The sequence below is a fragment of the Micromonospora echinofusca genome (assembly GCF_900091445.1).
Lineage (GTDB): Bacteria > Actinomycetota > Actinomycetes > Mycobacteriales > Micromonosporaceae > Micromonospora > Micromonospora echinofusca.
The window spans coordinates 137,202-156,748 of sequence record NZ_LT607733.1 but is presented as its reverse complement, the minus strand read 5'-3'; the positions used below and the strand labels follow the sequence as shown (position 1 = coordinate 156,748).

The window sequence follows — 19,547 nt, the reverse complement described above, 5'->3', positions numbered from 1 at the left end:
GGACCTCCTGCTACGACTACCGGAACCGCAGGGCGGTCGGCCCCTGCACCTTCGAGCCACGGCGCTGCTTCGCCGGCATGGCGGCGAGCTTCTCGCGCAACTCGACGGCGTAGGCGGCGAGCGCCTCCACCAGATCGGGGACCGAGGCGTGCGGCGGCTGGACGTCGACCCGCAGGCCGAACTCCGTCGCGGTCTCCGCCGTCTTGGGCCCGATCACAGCAACGACGGTACGGGCGTGCGGCTTCCCCGCGATACCCACCAGATTGCGCACCGTCGAGCTGGACGTGAAGAGCACCGCGTCGAAGCCACCCGACTTGATCGCGTCCCGGATCTCGGCGGGCGGCGGGGCGGCCCGGACCGTCCGGTACGCGGTCACGTCGTCGACCTCCCAGCCGCGCTCGGTGAGCCCGGCGGCGAGGGTCTCGGTGGCGATGTCGGCGCGCGGCAGCAGCACCCGGCCGACCGGGTCGAGGATCTCGTCGTGCGGCGAGAACTCGGCCAGCAGCCCGTCGGAGGACTGCTCGCCCGACGGGATCAGCTCGGGCTGGATGCCGAACGCGCGGACGGCATCGGCGGTCGCCTCGCCGATACAGGCGATCTTCACGCCGCCGAAGTGCCGGGCGTCCAGGCCGTGCTCGGCGAACTTCTCCCAGACCGCGCGGACCGCGTTGACGGAGGTGAAGATCACCCAGGCGTACCGGCCGTCGACCAGGCCCTTGACCGCCCGCTCCATCTGGGCGGGGGTACGCGGCGGCTCGACCGCGATCGTCGGCACCTCGCAGGGGATGGCCCCGTACGCGCGCAGCCGCGCGCTCATCACGCCGGCCTGTTCCTTGGTGCGGGGCACGAGGACCTTCCAGCCGTACAGCGGCCGGTTCTCCCACCAGCTCAGCTTGTCGCGCTGGCCCACGCCCTCGCCGACGGTGAGCACCACCCGGCCGGTGAAGCCGAGCGCCGCCGCGACGAACGAGTCGACGGTCGAGGTGGTGGTGTACTGCGTCTCGCCGGTGCCGTCCCCGGTCACCCCCACGCCGGTGGTGCCCTCCACGCCGGCGGCGAGCAGCCCGTCGCGGATCGCGGCGAGGTCACCGGCGTCCACGGCCAAGGCCAGCGAGCCCCGGCGCACGGCGGCGGCCAGCGCGTCGAAGTCCAGCGTGCTGACGTCCTCGACGTCGGCCGCCGTCCGTACGCCCGGCAGCGGCACGCCCGCGTAGGTCGCCACCCCCTCGGCCTGGCCGACGCCGGGAACCACCTCGAAGTGCGCGGCGGTCCGCGCGACCGCCTGCACCTCCTTGACGACCGAGTCGTGGCCGAACGGGTCGCCGGCGACCAGGTGCACCGCGTTCAGCCCGGAGCGGGCCGCCGAGATCAGCACCTTCGCCACGTCACCCGGCGCGCCCTCCGCCGGCGTGAACTCGGCGTCGGACCTGGCCTGGGCGCGCACGGCGTCGAGCAGCGACTCGGGGACTCCCCGGTCGTACACCACCTGGTCGGCGTCGACCAGGGCGTCGTGCGCCCGGCGGGTCAGCAGGCCCGGGTCGCCGGGACCGGCCCCGACGAAGGCGATGCGGCCTACGGGCTTACGGGTGCGGGTCATTCTGTGCTCCCAAATTGCTGGGTCCCCGGGCCGGCGTGTCCATCGTGGCCGAGGATCGAGTCGGCGCCGAGGTCGAGGAGTTCGGCGGCGAGTGCCTTGCCGATCTCCGCCGCGTCGGCGAGCGTTCCGGTGCGGGACAGCCGGAGGTCTCTCGTACCGTCCGGGCTGATCACCGCCCCGCGCAGATAGATCTCCTGGACGACATCGCCCTCGGCACCCGAGCCGGTTGGCTCGCCTTCGGCGACGACGGCGTAGGCGGCGACCGGGGCGGAGCACCCGGCCTCCAGGGTGGCCAGCAGCGCCCGCTCCGCGACGACCGCGGCGTGGGACGGTGCGTGGTCGAGCACGGCGAGCAGCTCGACCAGGTCGGTGTCGTCGGCCCGGCACTCCACCGCCAGCGCGCCCTGGGCGGGCGCGGGCAGCATCAGCATCGGGTCGAGCGTCTCGGTGATCACATCGGTCCGCCCGAGCCGGGCCAGCCCGGCCCGGGCCAGCACGACCGCGTCGAGGTCGGCCTCCGGGCCGAGCACCCGCGCGAGGCGGCTGTCGACGTTGCCGCGGATCGGGGTGACCTCCAGCTGCATCCCGAGGGCGTGCAGCTGGGCGATGCGGCGCAGCGCGCCCGTGCCCACGGTCGCGCCGGAGGGCAGCTCGGTGAGGGTACGGCCGTCCCGGGCGACCAGCGCGTCCCGCGGGTCCTGCCGGGTCGGCACCGCCGCGACGTGCAGCCCGGCCGCCGCGGCGGTGGGCAGGTCCTTGTAGGAGTGCACCGCGAAGTCGATCGTGCCGGCGGTCAGCGCGTCGCGTAGGGCGGAGACGAAGACGCCGACGCCGAGCCGGTGCACCGGCGCGGACGAGCGGTCGCCGGCGGTGACCACCTCGACCAGCTCGACGGGCCGGCCGGTGGCGGCGGTCAGGGCCTCGGCGACGTGGCCGGACTGGGCCATGGCCAGTTTGCTGCCGCGGGTACCGAGGCGCAGGGGCGTGCTCATCGCTCACCTCCGATGGGCGGGACGTCGGCGGAGCGCGTCGACGGCGGAATGTCGGCGAGGCCGACGGGCGGCGGAACGTCGGCGAGGCCGACGGGCGGCGGAACGTCGGCCAGGCCGAACGGCGGCGCGGCGTCGCCGGCCCCGATGTCGGGGACGTTGTCGACGGGCGAGGTCTGCGGCACCTGGAGGTCGAACAGCTCGCGCAGCAGGGCCGCGTACTGGTCGCCGCCGGGCTCGGCCGCCAACTGGCGGACCCGCACGGTCGGCTGGTGCAGCAGCCGCTGCACGACCCGGTGCACCGTACGGGCCACCTCGGCGCGCTGGTCGTCGGTGAGGTCCGGACGGCGCTGGGCGAGGCGGCGCAGCTCGGCGCCCACCACGTCGTCGGCACGGCCGCGCAGGGCCGCCACCGTGGGCGCCACGTCGGCGCCGCGCAGCCAGGTGAGGAAGGCGTCGACCTCGCCGACCACGATCCGCTCGACGGCGGCGGCGTCGGTGGCGGCGGGCCCGTCGGCGAGCAGCGCCGCCATCCGGTCGATGTCGATGACCTCGACGCCGGGCAGCTCGGCGACGCCGGCCTCCACGTCGCGCGGTACGGCCAGGTCGAGCAGGACCAGGGGCCCCCGCTCGGGGTCGCGCCGGGCGAGCGCCCGGGTCACCACCTCACGGGTGAGGACCGCTTCGGCAGCCGCGGTGGCGGCCACTACGATGTCCACTGTGGAGAGCACGGTGGTCAGCTCCGCCATCGGCGTCGCGCCGGCCCCGTACGCCTCGGCCAGCCGGACGGCCCGGTCGGTGCCCCGGTTGGTGACGGTGAGCGGCCCGGCGCCCAGCCGGGACAGCGTGGCGACGCCCAGCGACCCCATCGCGCCCGCACCGACCACGAGCGCGGGACGGCCGGCGAGGTCACCGTCGAGGTGCCCGGCGGCCAGCTCCAGCGCGGCGGTCACCACGCTCTGGCCGGCCCGGTCGATCCCGGTCTCCGCGTGCGCCCGCTTGCCGACCCGCAGCGCCTGCTGCATCAGCTCGTGCAGCAGCCGCCCGGCGGTGTCGGCTCCGGTCGCGGAATGGTAGGCGTCCCGGAGCTGGCCGAGGATCTGCGCCTCGCCGACCACCATCGAGTCGAGCCCGGCGGCGACGCGGAAGACGTGGTCCACGGCGGCGGCGTCGAAGTGCACGTAGAGGTGGTTGGCGAGCGCGGCGGGCTGGCAGCCGGCCTGCTCGGCCAGCACCGCGCAGATGTCGCCGAGGCCGCCGTGGAAGCCGGACACGGCGGCGTAGACCTCCACCCGGTTGCAGGTGGAGACGATCACGGCCTCGGTCACGTACGGCTGGGCGACCAGCCGGTCAAGGGTGCGGGTGAGGTCTGCGGGGCCGACCGCGAGCTGCTCCAGCGTGGCGACGGGAGCGGTGCGGTAGGACGCGCCGACGACGAGCAGTTTCACGTGCCGATCGCCTCCTGCGGGTCGGTGACGGCGAGCCCCCCGGGCAGGGCGGTGAGGGCGGACCCACCGGTGGCGGGGAGCGCGGTCAGCGATGCCTTGCGGTGCTCGTGGAAGGACAGGATCTGCAGCTCGATGGCGAGATCGACCTTGCGCAGGTCGACCCCCTCCGGGACCGAGAGTACGCACGGGGCGAAGTTCAGGATGCTCGTCACACCGACGGCCACGAGCTGGTCCGCCACCGCCTGGGCGGCCGAGGCGGGGGTGGCGATCACGCCGATGGCGATGGCCTCCGCGGCGGCGACGCGGGGCAGTTCGTCGATGTGTCGGACGACCAGCCCGTTGATCTCCTCGCCGACCCGCGCGGTGTCGGCGTCGAAGAGCGCGGCGATCCGGAAGCCACGGCTGACGAAGCCGTCGTAGCCGGCGAGGGCGTGACCGAGATTACCCACGCCGACCAGGGCGACGGCCCGCCGCTGGGTGAGCCCGAGCACGTACTCGATCTGGTCGATCAGCAGCCCGACGTCGTAGCCGACGCCACGGGTGCCGTACGAGCCGAGGTGCGAGAGGTCCTTGCGGAGCTTCGCGGAGTTCACGCCGGCGGCGCTGGCCAGACCCTCGCTGGACACGGTCTCGTGGCCGGTTTCGGCGAGATTGTGCAGGGCACGGAGGTATTCCGGGAGCCGCGCGACGGTCGCCTCCGGCAGATCCGGGAGCGCCGGTACGGCACCGGCGCGGCCGGGCGCGCCAGGGTGACGGTGCTGACTCATGAGACTCCGTGCGGTGCGATCCTCGGCCAACTCCACCGGCCGGCCGTTTCGGGACTCCCGCTGGCGACCGAGATTGCCGGCTGTGCTAGCAGGGCGCGTCGGAACTACAGAGTAGGCGCTTGTGAAGGCGTGCACAAATCGCGATCTTGAAAGCTCGCGACGCGGCTTCACCAGCCCCTCCATTCCGCAAGATCGATCCAGCGGCCTCCGCCGGCCGCCGCCCGGCCTCCGGGCGGTGCCGTTGGCGCTGACCGCGCCGATTATTGCTCAATTAAGACTTCTCTGACCAATCGCGCGACCCACGGCTCGCCCACGATCCGGTCACGGTAGGGCCAGCCCTACGCCGCAGAGGCGGGCCGACGGGATGGGCCGGCCACCCCGTTCTGCCTAGCCTCGTGGCATGACCGCCGTACCCGTCGCCGCCGACCAGCCCGTGCCGGCGCCGACCATCTCCCGCCAGCTCCTGCTGGACTCCGGCTACGTGCTGCTGGGCCTCCCGCTGGCCCTGGCCAGCTTCGTCGTCCTGCTGGTCGGCCTGGCGGCCGGGCTCGGGCTGGTCGTGACGGTGATCGGCCTGCCGATCCTCAGCGGCACCCTCTACGCCGCCCGGGGCCTCGCCGACATCGAGCGGCTGCGCCTCCCCGCCGTGCTGCACCAGGCCCGCATCCGCCCCCAGTACCGGCTCGCCGAGCCCGGGGCGAGCGCCTGGCGGCGCATCTTCGTGCCGATGGGGGACGCGCAGTCCTGGCTCGACCTGGCGCACGGCATCCTCAAGCTGATCGTGGCCATCGTCACCTTCGTGGTCACGCTGGTCTGGTGGGCCGGCGCCGTCGCCGGCACGCTCTACTGGGCGTACGACTGGGCGCTGCCGCACGGCGACCCGGAGGACGTGGGCCTCCCCCAACTCCTCGGCCTGGGCGACTCGACCATCGCGCGGATCGGCCTGCACACCGCGATCGGGCTGTTCTTCCTGATCACCCTGCCGATCGTGGCGCGCGGCTGCGCGCTGCTCCAGGCCAGCTTCGGCCGCGCCCTGCTCACCGGCGTGGCCGAGATGCGCAACCGGATCACCGTGCTGGAGGAGCAGAAACGGGCCGCCGTCTCCGCCGAGGCGAGCGCGCTGCGCCGGCTGGAGCGCGACATCCACGACGGCCCGCAGCAGCGCCTGGTCCGGCTGGCGATGGACCTCAGCCGGGCCCGCCAGCAACTCGCCGTCGACCCGGAGGCCGCCGGACGCACCCTGGACGAGGCGGTCACCCAGACCCGGGAGACGCTCGCCGAGCTGCGCGCCCTGTCCCGGGGCATCGCGCCACCGATCCTGGTCGACCGGGGGCTGCCCAGCGCCCTGGCCGCCCTGGCCGGGCGCGGCCTGATCCCCATCGAGCTGCGGCTCGACCCGGAGCTGGGCAGCCCGGCCGGCCGGCTCGACCCGGCGGTCGAGAGCACCGCCTACTTCGTGGTGTCCGAGGCGCTGACCAACGTCGCCAAGCACAGCCGCGCGACCGAGTGCCAGGTCACCGTGGCCCGGCACGAGGGGCGGCTGGAGGTCGACGTCGACGACGACGGGCAGGGCGGCGCCCACCTGGCCAAGGGGCACGGGCTGGTCGGCATCGCCGACCGGGTCCGCGCCGCCGGCGGCCGGCTCTCCGTGACCAGCCCGGCCGGTGGCCCCACCAGGATCCGCGCGGAGCTCCCGCTGTGAGCCGCACGTGGTAGACAGGCGCATGCGGATCGTGATCGCGGACGACGCGGTGCTGCTCCGGGAGGGGCTGGTACGCCTGCTCACCGAGCGTGGGCACGAGGTGGTGGCCGCCGTGGCCGACGGCGAGGCGCTGGTGGCGGCGGTGGTGGCCCACCGGCCGGACGTGTCGATCGTCGACGTCCGGATGCCGCCGTCGCACACCGACGAGGGGCTGCGCGCGGCGGTGGAGGCCCGCCGGCTGGTGCCCCGCACCCCGATCCTGGTCCTCTCCCAGTACGTCGAGGTGTCGTACGCCGACGACCTGCTCGCCACCACCGGCGGCGGCGGGGGCGGGATCGGCTACCTGCTCAAGGACCGGGTGGCCGCGATCGACGAGTTCCTCGACGCGCTGGACCGGGTGGCCGGCGGCGGGACGGTGCTCGACCCCGAGGTGGTCGGGCAGCTCTTCGCGCGGCGCCGGCGCGACGACCCGCTGCGCGAACTCACCCCGCGCGAACGCGAGGTGCTCGCGCTGATGGCCGAGGGCCGCTCCAACACGGCGATCGCGAAGACCCTGGTGGTCACCGACGGGGCCGTCGAGAAGCACGTGCGGAACATCTTCACCAAGCTCCAGCTCCCGCCCGACACCGAGCAGCACCGCCGGGTCCTGGCCGTGCTGGCCTACCTGCGCAACTGACCCGGCACCCGGTGCGGCACCGTCGACGGAGCAGTGGGCGGCCGGGGCACTCGCCTGGGCCGGGCAGCGGGCGCACCCGCCGTCGGCGCCGCGCGGACCCGCCCGGGCCGGTCAGGGCAGCGTGGCCGCCAGGCCGACGGCCTCGCTGAGGGTGTCGGCGACCGGGTGGCCGGAGGCGCGCAGCCGGGCCGGGTCGGTGAACCCGCCGGTGTAGAGGACGGCGCGGCCCCCCACCGACACGGCGGCGTCGGCGTCGTCGACGGAGTCCCCGATCAGCACCACGTCCCGGCCGTCCACGCCGAGCTCCGTCAGGTGCCGCCGGAGGGACTCGGCCTTGCGGTCCCCGCCGACGCTCGCCCGCAGCCCGTCCACCCGGACGAAGTGCCCGGTGAGCCCGTACGTGTGCACGGTCGGCACCAGCTCCTCGTGGAACCACATGGACAGCAGGGACTGGCTGCCCGGCCAGGCCGCCATCGCGACGCCTGCGTCGTGCGCCAGCTCACAGGTCGTCAGCCCCGTGCGGTACGCGTCGTGGAAGATCCGGTCCAGCCGGCCGAACGCGTCGTCGTCGACCGCCCGGCCGAGGACCTCGGCGTAGTAGTCGGCGATCGGCCGGCGGAACCGCACCCGGTGCTCGTCGGCGGTCACGGCGGGCCCGCCGACGCTGGCGAAGGCGACGTTGGTGGAGGCGACCACCAGGCTCAGGTCGTTGAGCAGGGTGCCGTTCCAGTCCCACACCAGGTGGTTGCGCGCAGGGGTCATCCGAGCACCCTAGCGCCCGGGCCGGACATGGCTCGTCAGAGCTGCGGGGTGGTCAGGTCGCGCAGCAGCCGCTCCTCCTCCACCCGCCAGTAGCCGTGCTCCTTGCCGTCGAGCAGCACCACGGGCAGCCGGTCGCCGTACTCGCGTTCCAGCTCGATGTCGTCGGTGACGTCCTTCTCGATCCACCGGTCCCCGGTGACCGCCACCACCCGGTCCAGCGCCACCTTCGCCTCGTCGCAGAGGTGGCATCCGGGGCGGGTGATCAGGGCGAGTCGGGGCTCACGCATCGGTCTCCTCCGTCGTGCTGGTGCCGGCCGGGGCCGACGTACGGGTCTCCGGCGACGCCGCCGGGGACGGCACCGGGGGCGGGGACGGCGCCGGCCGGAGCAGGGTCTTGCGTACCTTGCCGATCACCGAGTGCGGCAACTCGTCGACGAACTCGACGGCGGTCGGGCACTTGAACCGGGCCAGGTTGCGGGCGCAGTGGGCGAGCAGTTCGGCCTCGGTCACCGCAGCCCCCGGCACCGCCACCACGTACGCCCGGACAGTCTCGCCGGTGCGCGGGTGCGGCACACCCAGTACCGCCGACTCGGCCACCCCCGGGTGCGCGCGGAGCACCAGCTCGACCTCGTGCGGGTAGACGTTGAAGCCGTTGACCAGGATCAGCTCGCCGATCCGGTCCACCAGGAAGAGGTCGCCGTCGGAGTCGGCGTACGCCACGTCGCCGGTGGGCCACCAGCCGTCGGCGTCCGGGCCGCCCCGGCCGTCCGGCCAGTAGCCGGCGAAGACGTTGGCCCCGCGCACCACCACCTGGCCCGGGTCGGTGCCGGGCATGACGTCGGAGAGGTCCAGCTCGTCGGCGTCGTCCTCCGGCTCGGCCACGCCGTCGCGCCACAGGTCGGACCCGTCGGACCCGACCAGACGCAGCTCGACGCCGGGCAGCGGCCGGCCGATCGAGCCGGGCTTCGGCTCCCCGCCGACCAGGGTGGAGGTCAGCACCGGGGCGGTCTCGGTGAGGCCGTACCCGACGTGCACCGGGCGACCGGCGGCCTCGGCGAAGCGGGCCGCGACGGCCGGTTCCAGCGGCGCCGCGCCGCAGACCACGGCCCGGACCGACGCCGTCGCCGCGGCCAGGGCGGCGGCGTCCGCCGTGGACCAGGCGGCCACCATCGACGGTACGCCGACCAGCACGGTGACCCGGTGCCGGGCGATCTCGGCCAGTCCCGCGTCGGGGCCCGGGTCGTCGACGAGCACCCCGGTCGCGCCATGGTGGACGACGGCGCCGAGCCCCGTGTTCAGCCCGTACGCGTGGAACAGCGGCAGCGCCAGCAGCACGGTGTCGTCAGGACCGACGACGGGCGGGTCGATGCGCCCGACCTGCTCGTGGTTGGCCGCCAGCGCCCGGTGCGTCAGCATCGCGCCCTTCGGCCGCCCCTCGGTGCCGGACGTGTAGAGCAGCAGCGCCAGGTCGTCGCCGCCCCGGTCGGGGAACGGCGGGCCGGCCGGCGCCACCGGCGGCGCGGTGTGCACGGCGACGAGCGCGGGCAGGTCCCCGGCGACGTCGGCGACCACATCGCGCACCCGCTCGGTGCCGATCAGCACCGAGGCGCCGGAGTCGGCCAGCACGTGCCGCAGTTCGGGGGCGGTGAGGCCGGGGTTGACCGGCACCGCGACCAGCCCGGCGCGCAGTGCGGCCAGGAAGGCCACCACGAAGTCCGGCGAGTTGCCGAGCGCCACGGCGACCCGGGGCGGGTGCCGGTCGGCGGCGGGGCCCAGCCCGGTCAGGGCCACCAGGGCGTGGGCGGTGGCCGTCACCGAGGCGTCCAACTCGGACCAGGTGACGGTCCGGTCGCCCCAGTGCAGCGCGGGTCGGTCGCCGTCGGCGGTGGCCGCCCGGTGGAGCCGCTCGACGAGGGTCGAGGCGGAACTGTCGGTTGCGTCCTGCACGGTGGCTGAGTCTGGCACAGCGCGGGGCCTGTGGGCCATGCCCGGCGAGGGCCGGTGCAGCGTCGCGGCGGGCGGCACCGCCGACCCGGGGAAGTCCCACCCACGGGACGAGCGGGGCACGCGGACGGGACGGCACCGGTCCCGTGCACGGGACACGCCCAGGCCCGCCGGGCGCGTACGACGGTCCTGACACGACAGTCGCGCGGGCGCCCCGCCCGGTGCGGCGGAACGACGCACTGACCTGGAATTCTCTTCGCAATCACGCCGCAATCCGAAAGTCAACCGCACACGACGGACAACCGGTCCGCCAGCTGTGCGACGCGGCGGGAAATACTTCCGCCCTGTGTAACGGACTTGCCACGCGTGGGTGACGTTGGCCCTATCATCACTCGGGTCGGCTCACCCCATTTGCCGTGAGTCGACACCCCTCAGCCCGAGGAGGCCCCCGTGCCTGTGAGCGCATTGGACCAGCACCTCAAGGGGATCTGCCGCCCGTCGGCACACCCCGAGCCAGCCCTGCCCGGCCCTGCCGGCCGGGCCACGACGGCGACGCGCCGGCCGGCACGGCCGGTCGGCGGGACGGAGGCGGCGCGGTGACCACCTTCGGATACGCGGAACGGCCGGCCGGCCTGACCAACCCGGCGATCCGCGGCGCGGTCAACGAGCGGCCCGCCGCGCGGGGCCCGCTGGACGACACGGGCAACCTCGTCGTACGGGGGGACGGCGCGTCGAGCCGGACCCGCAACCGGCCGCACCAGAACGAGCCACCGCCACGCTCCGCGACACCGGGCGGCAACGCGAAGCCGGCCGGCGGCCGAGTCGTGGTCCCCGCCCGACCCACCATGCCGGCGCAGGGTCGCCGCACCACCGAGCCGGCCAAGGTGCCCGACGAGTCGGGCCCGGAGACGGCGGTGCTCCCGGCGGTGCCGGCCGCCCCCGCGCCGGTCAACGCCTCGACGGGCTTCCCCAGCCGTCCCGACCCGTCCGACCCCGCCACCGAGGTGTGGGGGCTGGTCGAGCGGGCCCAGGCCGGCGAGTCCGAGGCGTTCGGGCTGATCTACGACCGGTACGTCGACACGGTCTTCCGGTTCGTCTACTTCCGGGTGGGCAACCGCCAGCTCGCCGAGGACCTCACCTCCGACACCTTCCTGCGCGCCCTCAAGCGGATCGGCAGCTTCACCTGGCAGGGGCGCGACCTGGGCGCCTGGCTGGTCACGATCGCCCGCAACCTGGTGGCTGACCACTTCAAGTCCGGCCGCTACCGCCTGGAGGTCACCACCGGGGACGTGCTGGACGCCGACCGCGAGGACCGCGGCCCCGAGGGCAGCCCGGAGGCGGCGGTCGTCGAGCACATCACCAACGTGGCCCTGCTCGGCGCCGTCAAGCAACTCAACCCGGAGCAGCAGGAGTGCATCGTGCTCCGCTTCCTCCAGGGTTTCTCCGTGGCCGAGACGGCCCGCACGATGGGCAAGAACGAGGGCGCGATCAAGGCTCTCCAGTACCGCGCGGTGCGGGCGCTGGCCCGGCTGCTGCCGGACGGCTTCCAACCGTAGTCCCGTGCAGGAGACCGCCGTGCATCGATGGATGTACGCGCAGCTCAGCGCCGTCGTACCCCCGTGTCGCCGATCACTTTCCGTGATTTCGCCGCCGCCGGCCCCGTAACCCATGTCCGGTGCGGACCGTTTCTCCGGGTGCGACCGGTGGTGGCCCCGGCATCCCCGGGCCCCCGAGGTCCGGCAGTGCGGCCGGCCACGAGCCTCGTCAGTGGTGTCCCGCCGTCACCGGTCGCTGTCGACGACAGCGGCCGACCGGCCGCGACCAGCGAGAGGAGGTGCCCGCGGTGGACAGCAACCTCTTCTCCCGTCGGCGCGCGGAGCGCTTCGCGCAGCTTCTCGACGAGGCCAACGGGGGCCGGCGACACCACGTCCGTTCCCGGGCCGACGACCAGTTGACCGCGCTCGTCGCGGTTGGTCGACGGCTGGCTGTGGCCCCGCCCGCAGTGGAGGTGGACCCGGAGTTCCGTACGGGACTGCGGGCGATGCTGCTGGCCACGGCCGAGCGCGAGGGCATCGGCGCACCGGCAGCCGAGCCGTCTTCCCGGCGCGCCGCCGACGCCGGCCGCAGCCGGCTGCTACCGGCGGTGACCGCCCGCCGGGCCCGCGCCCGCGGCGCGATCCTCGTCGGCGTCGCCGCCGGCGCCGTCGCCCTCTCGGGCATCTCCGCCGCCAGCGAGAACGCCGTCCCCGGCGACGCGCTGTACGGCATGAAGCGCTCCACCGAACGCGCCCAGCTCGCGCTGGCCAGCTCGGACGTCAGCCGGGGCCAGCTGTTCCTGGACTTCGCCCGCACCCGGCTCGCCGAGGCGGCCGCACTGCGCGGGGACGAGGCCGGCTTCAGCACCGTGCTGGACGACATGGACGCCGACACCCGCCAGGGCGTACGCCTGCTGACCACCGCCGCGGCGCAGCGCTCGGACCCGGCGGCCCTGGACGCGATCAACTCCTTCCTCACCGGCCAGCGCCGGGCGGTCGGCGGGCTCCTCGACGACGCCGGCCGGGCCGACCGCGACCGGACCCGCCGCTCCCTCGCCCTGCTCGACGCGGCCCGCAAGCGCTCCGACGCGCTGCGCGCGGCGATCGCCTGCGGCCTGCCCGCGCCGGCCGGCAGCGACGCCCTCGGCCCGGCACCGGCGAGTTGCCCCGGCGAACGCTGACCCGTCCCGCCGCACCGGACCGGCCGAGACGTCCGCGCCACAGTTCACCCGTGGGGCGGACGTCCGTCACCCGGGCCCGGCTACCCTCGCGGGAGGCAAACGTCGAGCGGAGGGAGGTCGCGTGGCCCGCAGCCGCAAGGTGACGGTCAGTACCGACGCCCACGGTCACACCGCCGGCTGGGCGGAGACCGACCTGGCGCCCCTGGCGCCCCCGGCACCGGATCCGAGCGCGGCGGCCTTCTTCGACGTCGACAACACGATGATGCGGGGCGCGTCGATCTACTGGTTCGCCCGGGGCCTCGCCGCGCGCAACTACTTCACCACCACCGACCTGGCCCGGTTCGCCTGGCAGCAGCTCCGGTTCCGACTGCTCGCCACCGAGCACGCCGGTGACATGTCGCAGGCCAAGGAGGCCGCCCTCGCCTTCGTCGAAGGCTGGCGGGTGGACGACGTGGAACGCCTAGCGGAGGAGATCTTCGACGAGCTGATGGCGCCCCGGATCTGGGCCGGCACCCGCCAGCTCGCCCAGCGCCACCTCGACGCCGGCGAGCGGGTCTGGCTGGTCAGCGCGGCGCCGGTGGAGATCGGCCGGGTGATCGCCGCGCGGCTGGGCCTGACCGGCGCGGTCGGCACCGTCGCCGAGATCGTCGACGGCGCGTACACCGGTCGGCTGGTCGGCGACCTGATGCACGGCCCGGCCAAGGCGGAGGCGGTCTCCCAGCTCGCCGCTGTCGAGGGGCTCGACCTGGGCCGCTGCACCGCCTACAGCGACTCGTGCAACGACCTGCCGATGCTCTCGATGGTGGGCCGGGGCGTGGCGGTCAACCCGGACGCCGCCCTGTTCAGGGAGGCCCGGCAGCGCGGCTGGGACGTCCGCGACTTCCGCACCGGCCGCCGCGCCGTCAAGATCGCCGTACCGTCCACCGCGGCGGCCGGCCTGGTCGCCGGGGCGGTCACCGCCGGGCTGGCGCTGCACCGTCGCCGCCGCGACGGCTGACGGCGTGGAAGGCTCGCGAAGCTGCCGAACCACTGCCGCCGGGAACGCTGATACCTGAGCGGCATAAATATACCTGTGTGGTATCGAGGCGAGGGGAATGTACCGCCGGCCGCCGAGGTCCGGCGCGACGGGCGGGCGCCCCTCAGGGGCCGAACGGGTCCGGGCGCCGCTCCAGCAGCTGGTGCAGGGTCTGCTGGATGGTCTCCCGCACCTGGTCGGCGAGGTTGAACACGACCAGCGGGTCGTCGGCGGAGTCCATCAGGTGGGCGGTGGGGATCGGCGGGCAGAACTCGATCAGCCACTTGCTCGGCAGCGGCACCGCGCCGAGGGGCCCCAGCAGGGGAAACGTCGGCGTGACCGGGAAGTAGGGCAGCTTGAGCAGCCGCGCCAGGGGCTTGATGTCGGCGAGCATCGGATAGATCTCCTCGCCGCCGACGATGGCGACCGGCACGATCGGCGTGCCGGTGCGCAGCGCCGCCGAGACGAACCCGCCCCGACCGAAGCGTTGCAGCTTGTAGCGGTCGGAATAGAGCTTGCCGATGCCCTTGAAGCCCTCGGGGAAGACGCCGACCAGCTCGCCGTTGCCGAGCAGCCGCTCGGCGTCCGGGTTGCAGGCGACCGTCCCGCCGGTCTTGCGGGCGATCTCGGAGACCACCGGCATCCGGAAGACCAGGTCGGCGCCGAGCAGCCGCAGGTAGCGGCGGGCCGGGTGCTGGTCGTGCAGCGCGGCCGAGAGGATCAGCGCGTCCAGCGCCACGGTGCCGGAGTGGTTGCCGACCACCAGGCCAGCGCCCTCGGCCGGCACGTGCTCCAGGCCGGCGACCTCGGTGCGGAACCAGTCCCGGTAGAGCATCCGCAGCAGCGGGTGGAAGACCGCCTCCGTGATGTCGGGATCGAAGCCGAACTCGTCGACCTCGTAGTCGCCGGAGAGCCGGCGACGCAGGAACGCCAGCCCCTTGGCGACCTTGCGGTCCCAGTGGTCGCCGGGCCGGTCCGGTACCGCCGGCCCGCCCGCCGGTGCCGGCGCCGCGACCGCCTCGTCCGTGGCCGCCGGGTCGGGCTCGTCGGGCGTGGCGGGGTGGTGTCCGTTCGCCCGAGCAGGCTCCGCGCCCGGCGCGGCCACCTTCAGCGGTACGTCGTAGCGGCCGTCGCGCCGCTCGTCCGGCGCGTTCACGAGCCCTCCCGTACGGCCGACCGGACCTGGCGGATCCCGTCCAGCACGAGTTGCTCCGCGACGGCCAACTGGTCCCGATGCACCACGACCCCGCCGTGGTGGGCGCGGATGAAGTCGTCGAAGGCGGCGGCGGTGGAGCGGGGCGTGAAGCCGTACTCCCGCTCCAGCCGGCTGGTGTCGACGACCCGGCCGTGCACGAAGAGGTCGACCTGGTCGAGGCCGTAGCGGCCGAAGCCGAGGTTACGGGCGATCGCGGCGGCGCTGGAGAGGCCGGGCTCCAGCACCGGCACGGCGACCCGGCCCGCGCGGCGGATCGCCTGCGACAGGGAGAGCACGCCGGGGCCCGCCACGTTGTACGTCCCCGGGTGGTCCTCGACGATCGACCGGTGCAGCACCTCCAGCGCGTCGTCGAAGTGCAGGAACTGCAGGCGGGGGTCTCGCCCGAACACGGTGGGCACCACCGGCCGGGAGAAGTAGCGGGTGAGGGTGGTGTCGGCGGTCGAGCCGATGAACGGCGCGAAGCGCAGCACGGTCGCGGTGACGTCGGGGCGGCGGCGGCGGAAGCCGCGGACGTACCCCTCGATGTCGAGGATGTCGCGGCCGAACCCCCCGCGCGGCACCTCGCGCGGCTCGGTCTCCTCGGTGAAGACGGCCGGATCCCGGAACGACGCCCCGTAGGCCGCCGTCGAGGAGCGCACCACGAGCTTGCGCAGCCGGGGGGCGCGCTGGCAGGCCGCCAGGAGCTGCATCGTGCCGATGACGTTCTGGTCCTTCATCGCCGCGCGCCCGCCGTGCTGCGGATCCGGCGAGGTGACCAGGGCGAGGTGGACCACTGCGTCGACGTCGAGGTCGGCGAGGAGGCCGCCGAGCGAGCCGGCGTCGACGCGGACGCGCTCGACCCGGTCGAGCAGGTCGGCGACCTCGGCGCCGGGCTCGGGCTGGTCGACGCCGATGACCCGCTCGATGCGGGGGTCGGCCGCGAGCCGGGCGGCGACGTGCGCGCCGAGGTAGCGGCTGACCCCGGTGACGACGACGACCCCCGGGGCACCTGGGGTGCCACCGGGGGTCATGTCGCGCACCTTCCCCGGCAGGCGGGATCGAGCCGGGACATCCGCGGCGTGATCACCAGAGCCTCCGAGGGTCGACAGTTGGCAAGTGACGACGGGAGCCGGGCCGGGACCCGGCCCCGGTCACTTGCCGAGACGGCGACGCTGGACGCGGGTCTTGCGCAGCAGCTTGCGGTGCTTCTTCTTAGCCATGCGCTTGCGGCGCTTCTTGACCACCGAGCCCATACGAAAGCCTTTCGATGCAACGTGCGGGGCGACCGGATGACGCCACGGTGTGACGTCGGCGACCGCTTGCGGACAACGGACCGGACCAGCGGGGTTTGCGGCAGGGCGCGCCTGCGGTCACGGTCGGGCTCCAGGGTAGCCGGAGAGCGTCAGCAGGACCAACGCGCCCCCGTCGATGCCCGTCACGTCACCCTCGACGGGCGGCCCGCGCAGGGGTCAGGCGGTTTCCTGGAAGGCGCCCCGCAGGTATTCGTGCACCGCGTGTTCGGGTACCCGGAACGACCGGCCGACCCGGACCGCGGTGAGTTCACCGCTGTGCACCAGGCGGTAGACCGTCATCTTCGACACCCGCATGACCGTCGCCACCTCGGCGACGGTGAGGAACTTGACCTCCGACAGCCGTCCGTCGGACTGCGACCCGGCCATGGCTCACCGACCCATCCCATGCCCGGCGCGTGCGACCGGACGGGTTCGTCCCGCCCGGACCGGCGACGCGCGTGTTACCAGTACGGTAGCGGGACGGCTGTGACCGGCGCGATCCCTTCGTACAACTGATCATGGTTCTCGCCTGGCGACCACCCGTCCGGTCGGTTCGTCGCCGAACCCGTTGCACCCGGCGTCCGATCGGTCCTCGCCCGGAAGCCGCCGTCCCTTCCGGGGGCGGTCGGAGCGCCGCGTGCGGGCCCTGGACGCCGAAGGTCGCGACGGTCGGAGCGGGGGCCGCCGCCGCGCGGAAGGCGCCCGGTGGCTCCGGCGGCGCCACCGGAGCCACCGGGCGGGTGCCCCGGGCCGCTTCCGGACGCGGACCGGGGCTCCGCGCTGGGAGCGGGCACCAGTGTGTCAGGTCGTCCGGCGCCGCCCGACAGCGGTCGATCATGAACGGGAGCCGACCCGCCCCGGGCCGTGCGCCCGGCCGCCCTCTCCCGCCACCACCGCGCCGTCCCGGTTCCGTCAGCCCACCACGGCCCGCACGTAGGCGACGCACTCGGCGTGCAGGGCGGGCCAGGGTTCGCCGAGGACCCGCTCTGCCGCCTCCGCCACCGGCGTGCGCTCGTGCACCACCGCCGCGAAGAAGGCGCGCAGCCGCTCCGGGCCGAACCGGTCGACCAGGTGCCGGACCGCCAGGTAGGAGATGCCGTAGCTGCCGCCGACCCGGTCGGCCGGGGCGTCGTCGGCCGGGCTGAGGCTGTCGAGCCGGCCGTCCCAGCCGCCGCCGAGCAGGCCCCGGACCTCGTCGAGCCCGGCGTACCGGTCGATCGGCTCGCCGTCGGCGCCCGCGTACTCGGCCAGCCCCTCCACCAGCCACCAGGTGTCCCTGCCCGGGTAGCCGCGCTCGGGCAGGGACGCGGCGTGGGTCAGCTCGTGGCGCAGCAGGTCGTCCACCCCGCCGGCGACGAGTCCCTCGGCGTTGAGCACCACCTCGTGGTGTCCGCCGCCGACCGTGACCGCGTACCCGCCGGTCCACTTCGGCCGGCCGCCGCCGTACCAGCGCTGCCACTCGTCCCGGCCGGCGTGGAAGATGCGGTACCGGTCCGGCGCGCGGCCGTCGACGGCGTACGAGTCGGCGATCCTGGCGGCGGCCTCCGCCTGGGCGAGCAGGCCGGGCAGTTCCTTGCGCAGGGCGGGCGTGGTGGCCACGAGCGTACGCGCACCGACCGCCACGGCCAGCTCGCTGACCTCCCAGGGCCGGGTGCCGGTCTCGGCCGATCGGGACGGCTCCACGGCGAGCAGCCGGGGTCGATCCCCCTCCCGCCAGCGGGTGCCGGTCAGCACCCGGCTGGTGCGGCAGCCCGGGGCGACGAAGCAGTAGCGGAACTCGACCAGCAGCCGCCACTCGCCGGGGCGACCCTCGACGGGGGTGGGCAGGCCGGTGGCGTCGGCCTCCCAGGCGGTCACCCGCAGCGCGCGCAGCGCGGCGTACCGGCGGCGCAGGTCCGGATGCGCGACCGGCTCCGCCACGGCCAGGAACCCGGTGCGGTCCCCGCCGAGCAGGGCGGCGGACTGCCGGGCCAGTTCCGCCGTCATCCGCTCCCCGAGGCGGCGGGCGGCCACGGTGGCGGGGTCGTCGGACGCGGCGGCGGACGCCTGCGGGACCGGCGGGTCACCGGCACGCACCAGGCCGGCCACCAGCGCCGCGGGCAGGCCGCAGGCCAGCAGCAGGACGACCGCCGCCAGCGCCGCCCCGAGCGGCCGGATCCGCCGCACCGCCGGCCCGCCACCCACCGCCGACGGGAGGGGCGCGACGGGGGCCGCCGGTCGGCCGTCCGTCCCGGGCTGGCCGTCAGTCACCCGCCGAAGGGTACGACCATCCGGGTGGCCGGGCGACCAGGGCCCGCCGGGCGAGCGCTCACCGGTCCTCCCGCCGGGGCCAGGACCCCAACGCGCCGTCCAGCGCGGCGACCAGGCTGTCAACCACTGGGGGGGTGACGCTGGCCGATCCGGACGGCTACCGCCTGGTGCTCAGCACCCGGGGCTGGTCGAACGGCTGACTCACTTCTTCGACAGCACGGCCCGGCCGAAGAACATGAGGTTGGCCGGGCGCTCGGCGAGCCGGCGCATCAGGTAGCCGTACCAGTCCTCGCCGTAGGGCAGGTAGGTCCGCACCGTGTAGCCCTCGCCGGCCAGCCGGGCCTGCTCCTCCGGTCGGATGCCGTACAGCATCTGGAACTCGAACCGCTCGGGGCCGCGGTCGAACCAGCGGGCCCGGTCCTCGCCGATCGCGATCAGGCGAGGGTCGTGGGTGGCCAGCATCGGGTAGCCGTCGCCGGACATCAGGATGTTCATGCAGCGTACGTAGGACTTGTCCACCTCGCGCGCGGACTGGTAGGCCACCGACTCCGGCTCCTTGTAGGCGCCCTTGCACAGCCGCACCCGGGAACCGGCCGTCGCCAGCTCGCGGCAGTCCGACTCGGTGCGCCGCAGGTACGCCTGGAGCACCGCGCCCGTCGACGGGTGGTCCTTGCGCAGCTTGGCGAGGATGTCCAGGGTCGAGTCGGTGGTGGTGTGGTCCTCCATGTCCAGGGTGACCGTGGTGCCCGCCTCCTCGGCGGCGGCGCAGATCGCCCGCGCGTTGTCGTAGGCGAGCTGCTCGTCGAACATCTGGCCCAGCGCCGACAGCTTGACGCTCACCTCGGCGGCGGGGGTGAGCCCCGCCCCGGCGAGCCGCCGGAGCAGCCCGACGTACTCGTCGCGGGTGGCGGTGGCCTGCTCGGGGGTGACGGTGTCCTCGCCGAGGTTGTCGAGGGTGACCGCGAGACCGTCGTCGACGAGTTCGCGGGTCGCGCGCAACGCGTCGTCGGTCTTGGCGCCGGCGACGAACCGGCGGACGAGGTCCCGGGTGAAGGGGGCCGTCGCGACGAGCCGCTCGACCTGGGGTGACCGGGAGGCGGCGAGGATGACGGTACGGAGCATGGATCGAGCCTAACGCCCGCCGGTGCGCCCGCGCGGGGCAGCGGCGCAGCCCCGGAGGTCAGGTCCCAACCG

Annotated in this window: 18 protein-coding genes and 1 pseudogene; 5 read left to right on the top strand and 14 right to left on the bottom strand. The window is 74.7% G+C overall.

From position 1 onward, the window contains the following. Positions 1-16: 16 nt before the first annotated feature. Genes GA0070610_RS00770 through GA0070610_RS00755 form a run of 4 tightly spaced genes read right to left on the bottom strand, consistent with a single transcriptional unit; the run spans position 17 to position 4,801 of the window. Positions 17-1,597, bottom strand: coding sequence for a bifunctional uroporphyrinogen-III C-methyltransferase/uroporphyrinogen-III synthase (locus GA0070610_RS00770; protein ID WP_088998234.1), 1,581 nt, complete (start codon positions 1,595-1,597; stop codon positions 17-19). Beyond that, on the bottom strand, positions 1,594-2,589 hold the full coding sequence (gene hemC, locus GA0070610_RS00765) for a hydroxymethylbilane synthase (RefSeq protein ID WP_088998233.1): 996 nt from the start codon (positions 2,587-2,589) through the stop codon (positions 1,594-1,596). Before hemC ends, GA0070610_RS00770 begins: the two co-directional genes overlap by 4 nt. Continuing rightward, positions 2,586-4,034: a glutamyl-tRNA reductase gene (locus GA0070610_RS00760; RefSeq protein WP_231925865.1), complete on the bottom strand. Its 1,449-nt coding sequence runs from the start codon at positions 4,032-4,034 to the stop codon at positions 2,586-2,588. Before GA0070610_RS00760 ends, hemC begins: the two co-directional genes overlap by 4 nt. After that, entirely contained in the window at positions 4,031-4,801 is a 771-nt protein-coding gene (locus tag GA0070610_RS00755) for a redox-sensing transcriptional repressor Rex (RefSeq protein ID WP_088998232.1), read from the bottom strand. The genes GA0070610_RS00760 and GA0070610_RS00755 overlap by 4 nt, the downstream gene beginning before the upstream one ends. Positions 4,802-5,201: 400 nt before the next feature. On the opposite strand from GA0070610_RS00755, the gene GA0070610_RS00750 reads away from it, so the two are divergent. Both GA0070610_RS00750 and GA0070610_RS00745 read left to right on the top strand, forming a co-directional pair. Then, entirely contained in the window at positions 5,202-6,503 is a 1,302-nt protein-coding gene (locus tag GA0070610_RS00750) for a sensor histidine kinase (protein ID WP_088998231.1), read from the top strand. 22 nt (positions 6,504-6,525) lie between these two features. Next, entirely contained in the window at positions 6,526-7,179 is a 654-nt protein-coding gene (locus GA0070610_RS00745; protein ID WP_088998230.1) for a response regulator transcription factor, read from the top strand. Between the two features lie 111 nt (positions 7,180-7,290). Here GA0070610_RS00745 and GA0070610_RS00740 read toward each other — a convergent pair whose 3' ends face one another. Genes GA0070610_RS00740 through GA0070610_RS00730 form a run of 3 tightly spaced genes read right to left on the bottom strand, consistent with a single transcriptional unit; the run spans position 7,291 to position 9,927 of the window. Beyond that, entirely contained in the window at positions 7,291-7,941 is a 651-nt protein-coding gene (locus GA0070610_RS00740; protein WP_088998229.1) for an HAD family hydrolase, read from the bottom strand. Positions 7,942-7,976: 35 nt separating this feature from the next. Continuing rightward, positions 7,977-8,228: a glutaredoxin family protein gene (locus GA0070610_RS00735; RefSeq protein ID WP_088998228.1), complete on the bottom strand. Its 252-nt coding sequence runs from the start codon at positions 8,226-8,228 to the stop codon at positions 7,977-7,979. Next, on the bottom strand, positions 8,221-9,927 hold the full coding sequence (locus GA0070610_RS00730) for an AMP-binding protein (RefSeq protein WP_089003190.1): 1,707 nt from the start codon (positions 9,925-9,927) through the stop codon (positions 8,221-8,223). The genes GA0070610_RS00735 and GA0070610_RS00730 overlap by 8 nt, the downstream gene beginning before the upstream one ends. A 554-nt stretch (positions 9,928-10,481) precedes the next feature. On the opposite strand from GA0070610_RS00730, the gene GA0070610_RS00725 reads away from it, so the two are divergent. The 3 genes from GA0070610_RS00725 (at position 10,482) to GA0070610_RS00715 (ending at position 13,598) form a co-directional block, all read left to right on the top strand. Further along, a complete protein-coding gene (locus GA0070610_RS00725; protein WP_088998227.1) occupies positions 10,482-11,441 on the top strand; it encodes an ECF subfamily RNA polymerase sigma factor, BldN family in 960 nt (319 codons plus the stop codon). 287 nt (positions 11,442-11,728) lie between these two features. Continuing rightward, the gene (locus GA0070610_RS00720) at positions 11,729-12,601 is read left to right on the top strand and encodes a DUF5667 domain-containing protein (protein WP_089003189.1); all 873 of its coding nucleotides are present in this window, start codon (positions 11,729-11,731) and stop codon (positions 12,599-12,601) included. 121 nt (positions 12,602-12,722) lie between these two features. Beyond that, on the top strand, positions 12,723-13,598 hold the full coding sequence (locus GA0070610_RS00715; RefSeq protein WP_088998226.1) for an HAD family hydrolase: 876 nt from the start codon (positions 12,723-12,725) through the stop codon (positions 13,596-13,598). 142 nt (positions 13,599-13,740) lie between these two features. Here the strand turns inward: GA0070610_RS00715 and GA0070610_RS00710 are convergent, their stop codons facing one another. From GA0070610_RS00710 to GA0070610_RS00680, 7 genes and pseudogenes are all read right to left on the bottom strand, one after another. Beyond that, positions 13,741-14,550, bottom strand: coding sequence for a lysophospholipid acyltransferase family protein (locus GA0070610_RS00710; RefSeq protein WP_231926141.1), 810 nt, complete (start codon positions 14,548-14,550; stop codon positions 13,741-13,743). A 218-nt stretch (positions 14,551-14,768) separates the two neighbouring features. After that, entirely contained in the window at positions 14,769-15,842 is a 1,074-nt protein-coding gene (locus GA0070610_RS00705) for an NAD-dependent epimerase/dehydratase family protein (protein ID WP_088998224.1), read from the bottom strand. Between the two features lie 120 nt (positions 15,843-15,962). Then, positions 15,963-16,064 (bottom strand): 30S ribosomal protein bS22, encoded by a 102-nt coding sequence (locus GA0070610_RS00700; protein ID WP_007465623.1) that lies wholly within the window; start codon positions 16,062-16,064, stop codon positions 15,963-15,965. Positions 16,065-16,280: 216 nt separating this feature from the next. Then, positions 16,281-16,490 carry a helix-turn-helix domain-containing protein gene (locus GA0070610_RS00695; RefSeq protein WP_007465625.1) on the bottom strand — a complete coding sequence of 70 codons (210 nt, stop codon included), beginning with the start codon at positions 16,488-16,490 and terminating at the stop codon, positions 16,281-16,283. Positions 16,491-16,789: 299 nt separating this feature from the next. Then, positions 16,790-16,942 (bottom strand): annotated as a pseudogene (locus GA0070610_RS31290) (ABC transporter ATP-binding protein); the annotation flags it as partial. Positions 16,943-17,015: 73 nt separating this feature from the next. Next, the gene (locus GA0070610_RS00685) at positions 17,016-18,353 is read right to left on the bottom strand and encodes a hypothetical protein (RefSeq protein WP_231925864.1); all 1,338 of its coding nucleotides are present in this window, start codon (positions 18,351-18,353) and stop codon (positions 17,016-17,018) included. 201 nt (positions 18,354-18,554) lie between these two features. Continuing rightward, entirely contained in the window at positions 18,555-19,475 is a 921-nt protein-coding gene (locus GA0070610_RS00680; protein ID WP_088998222.1) for a proline dehydrogenase family protein, read from the bottom strand. Positions 19,476-19,547 lie beyond the last annotated feature (72 nt).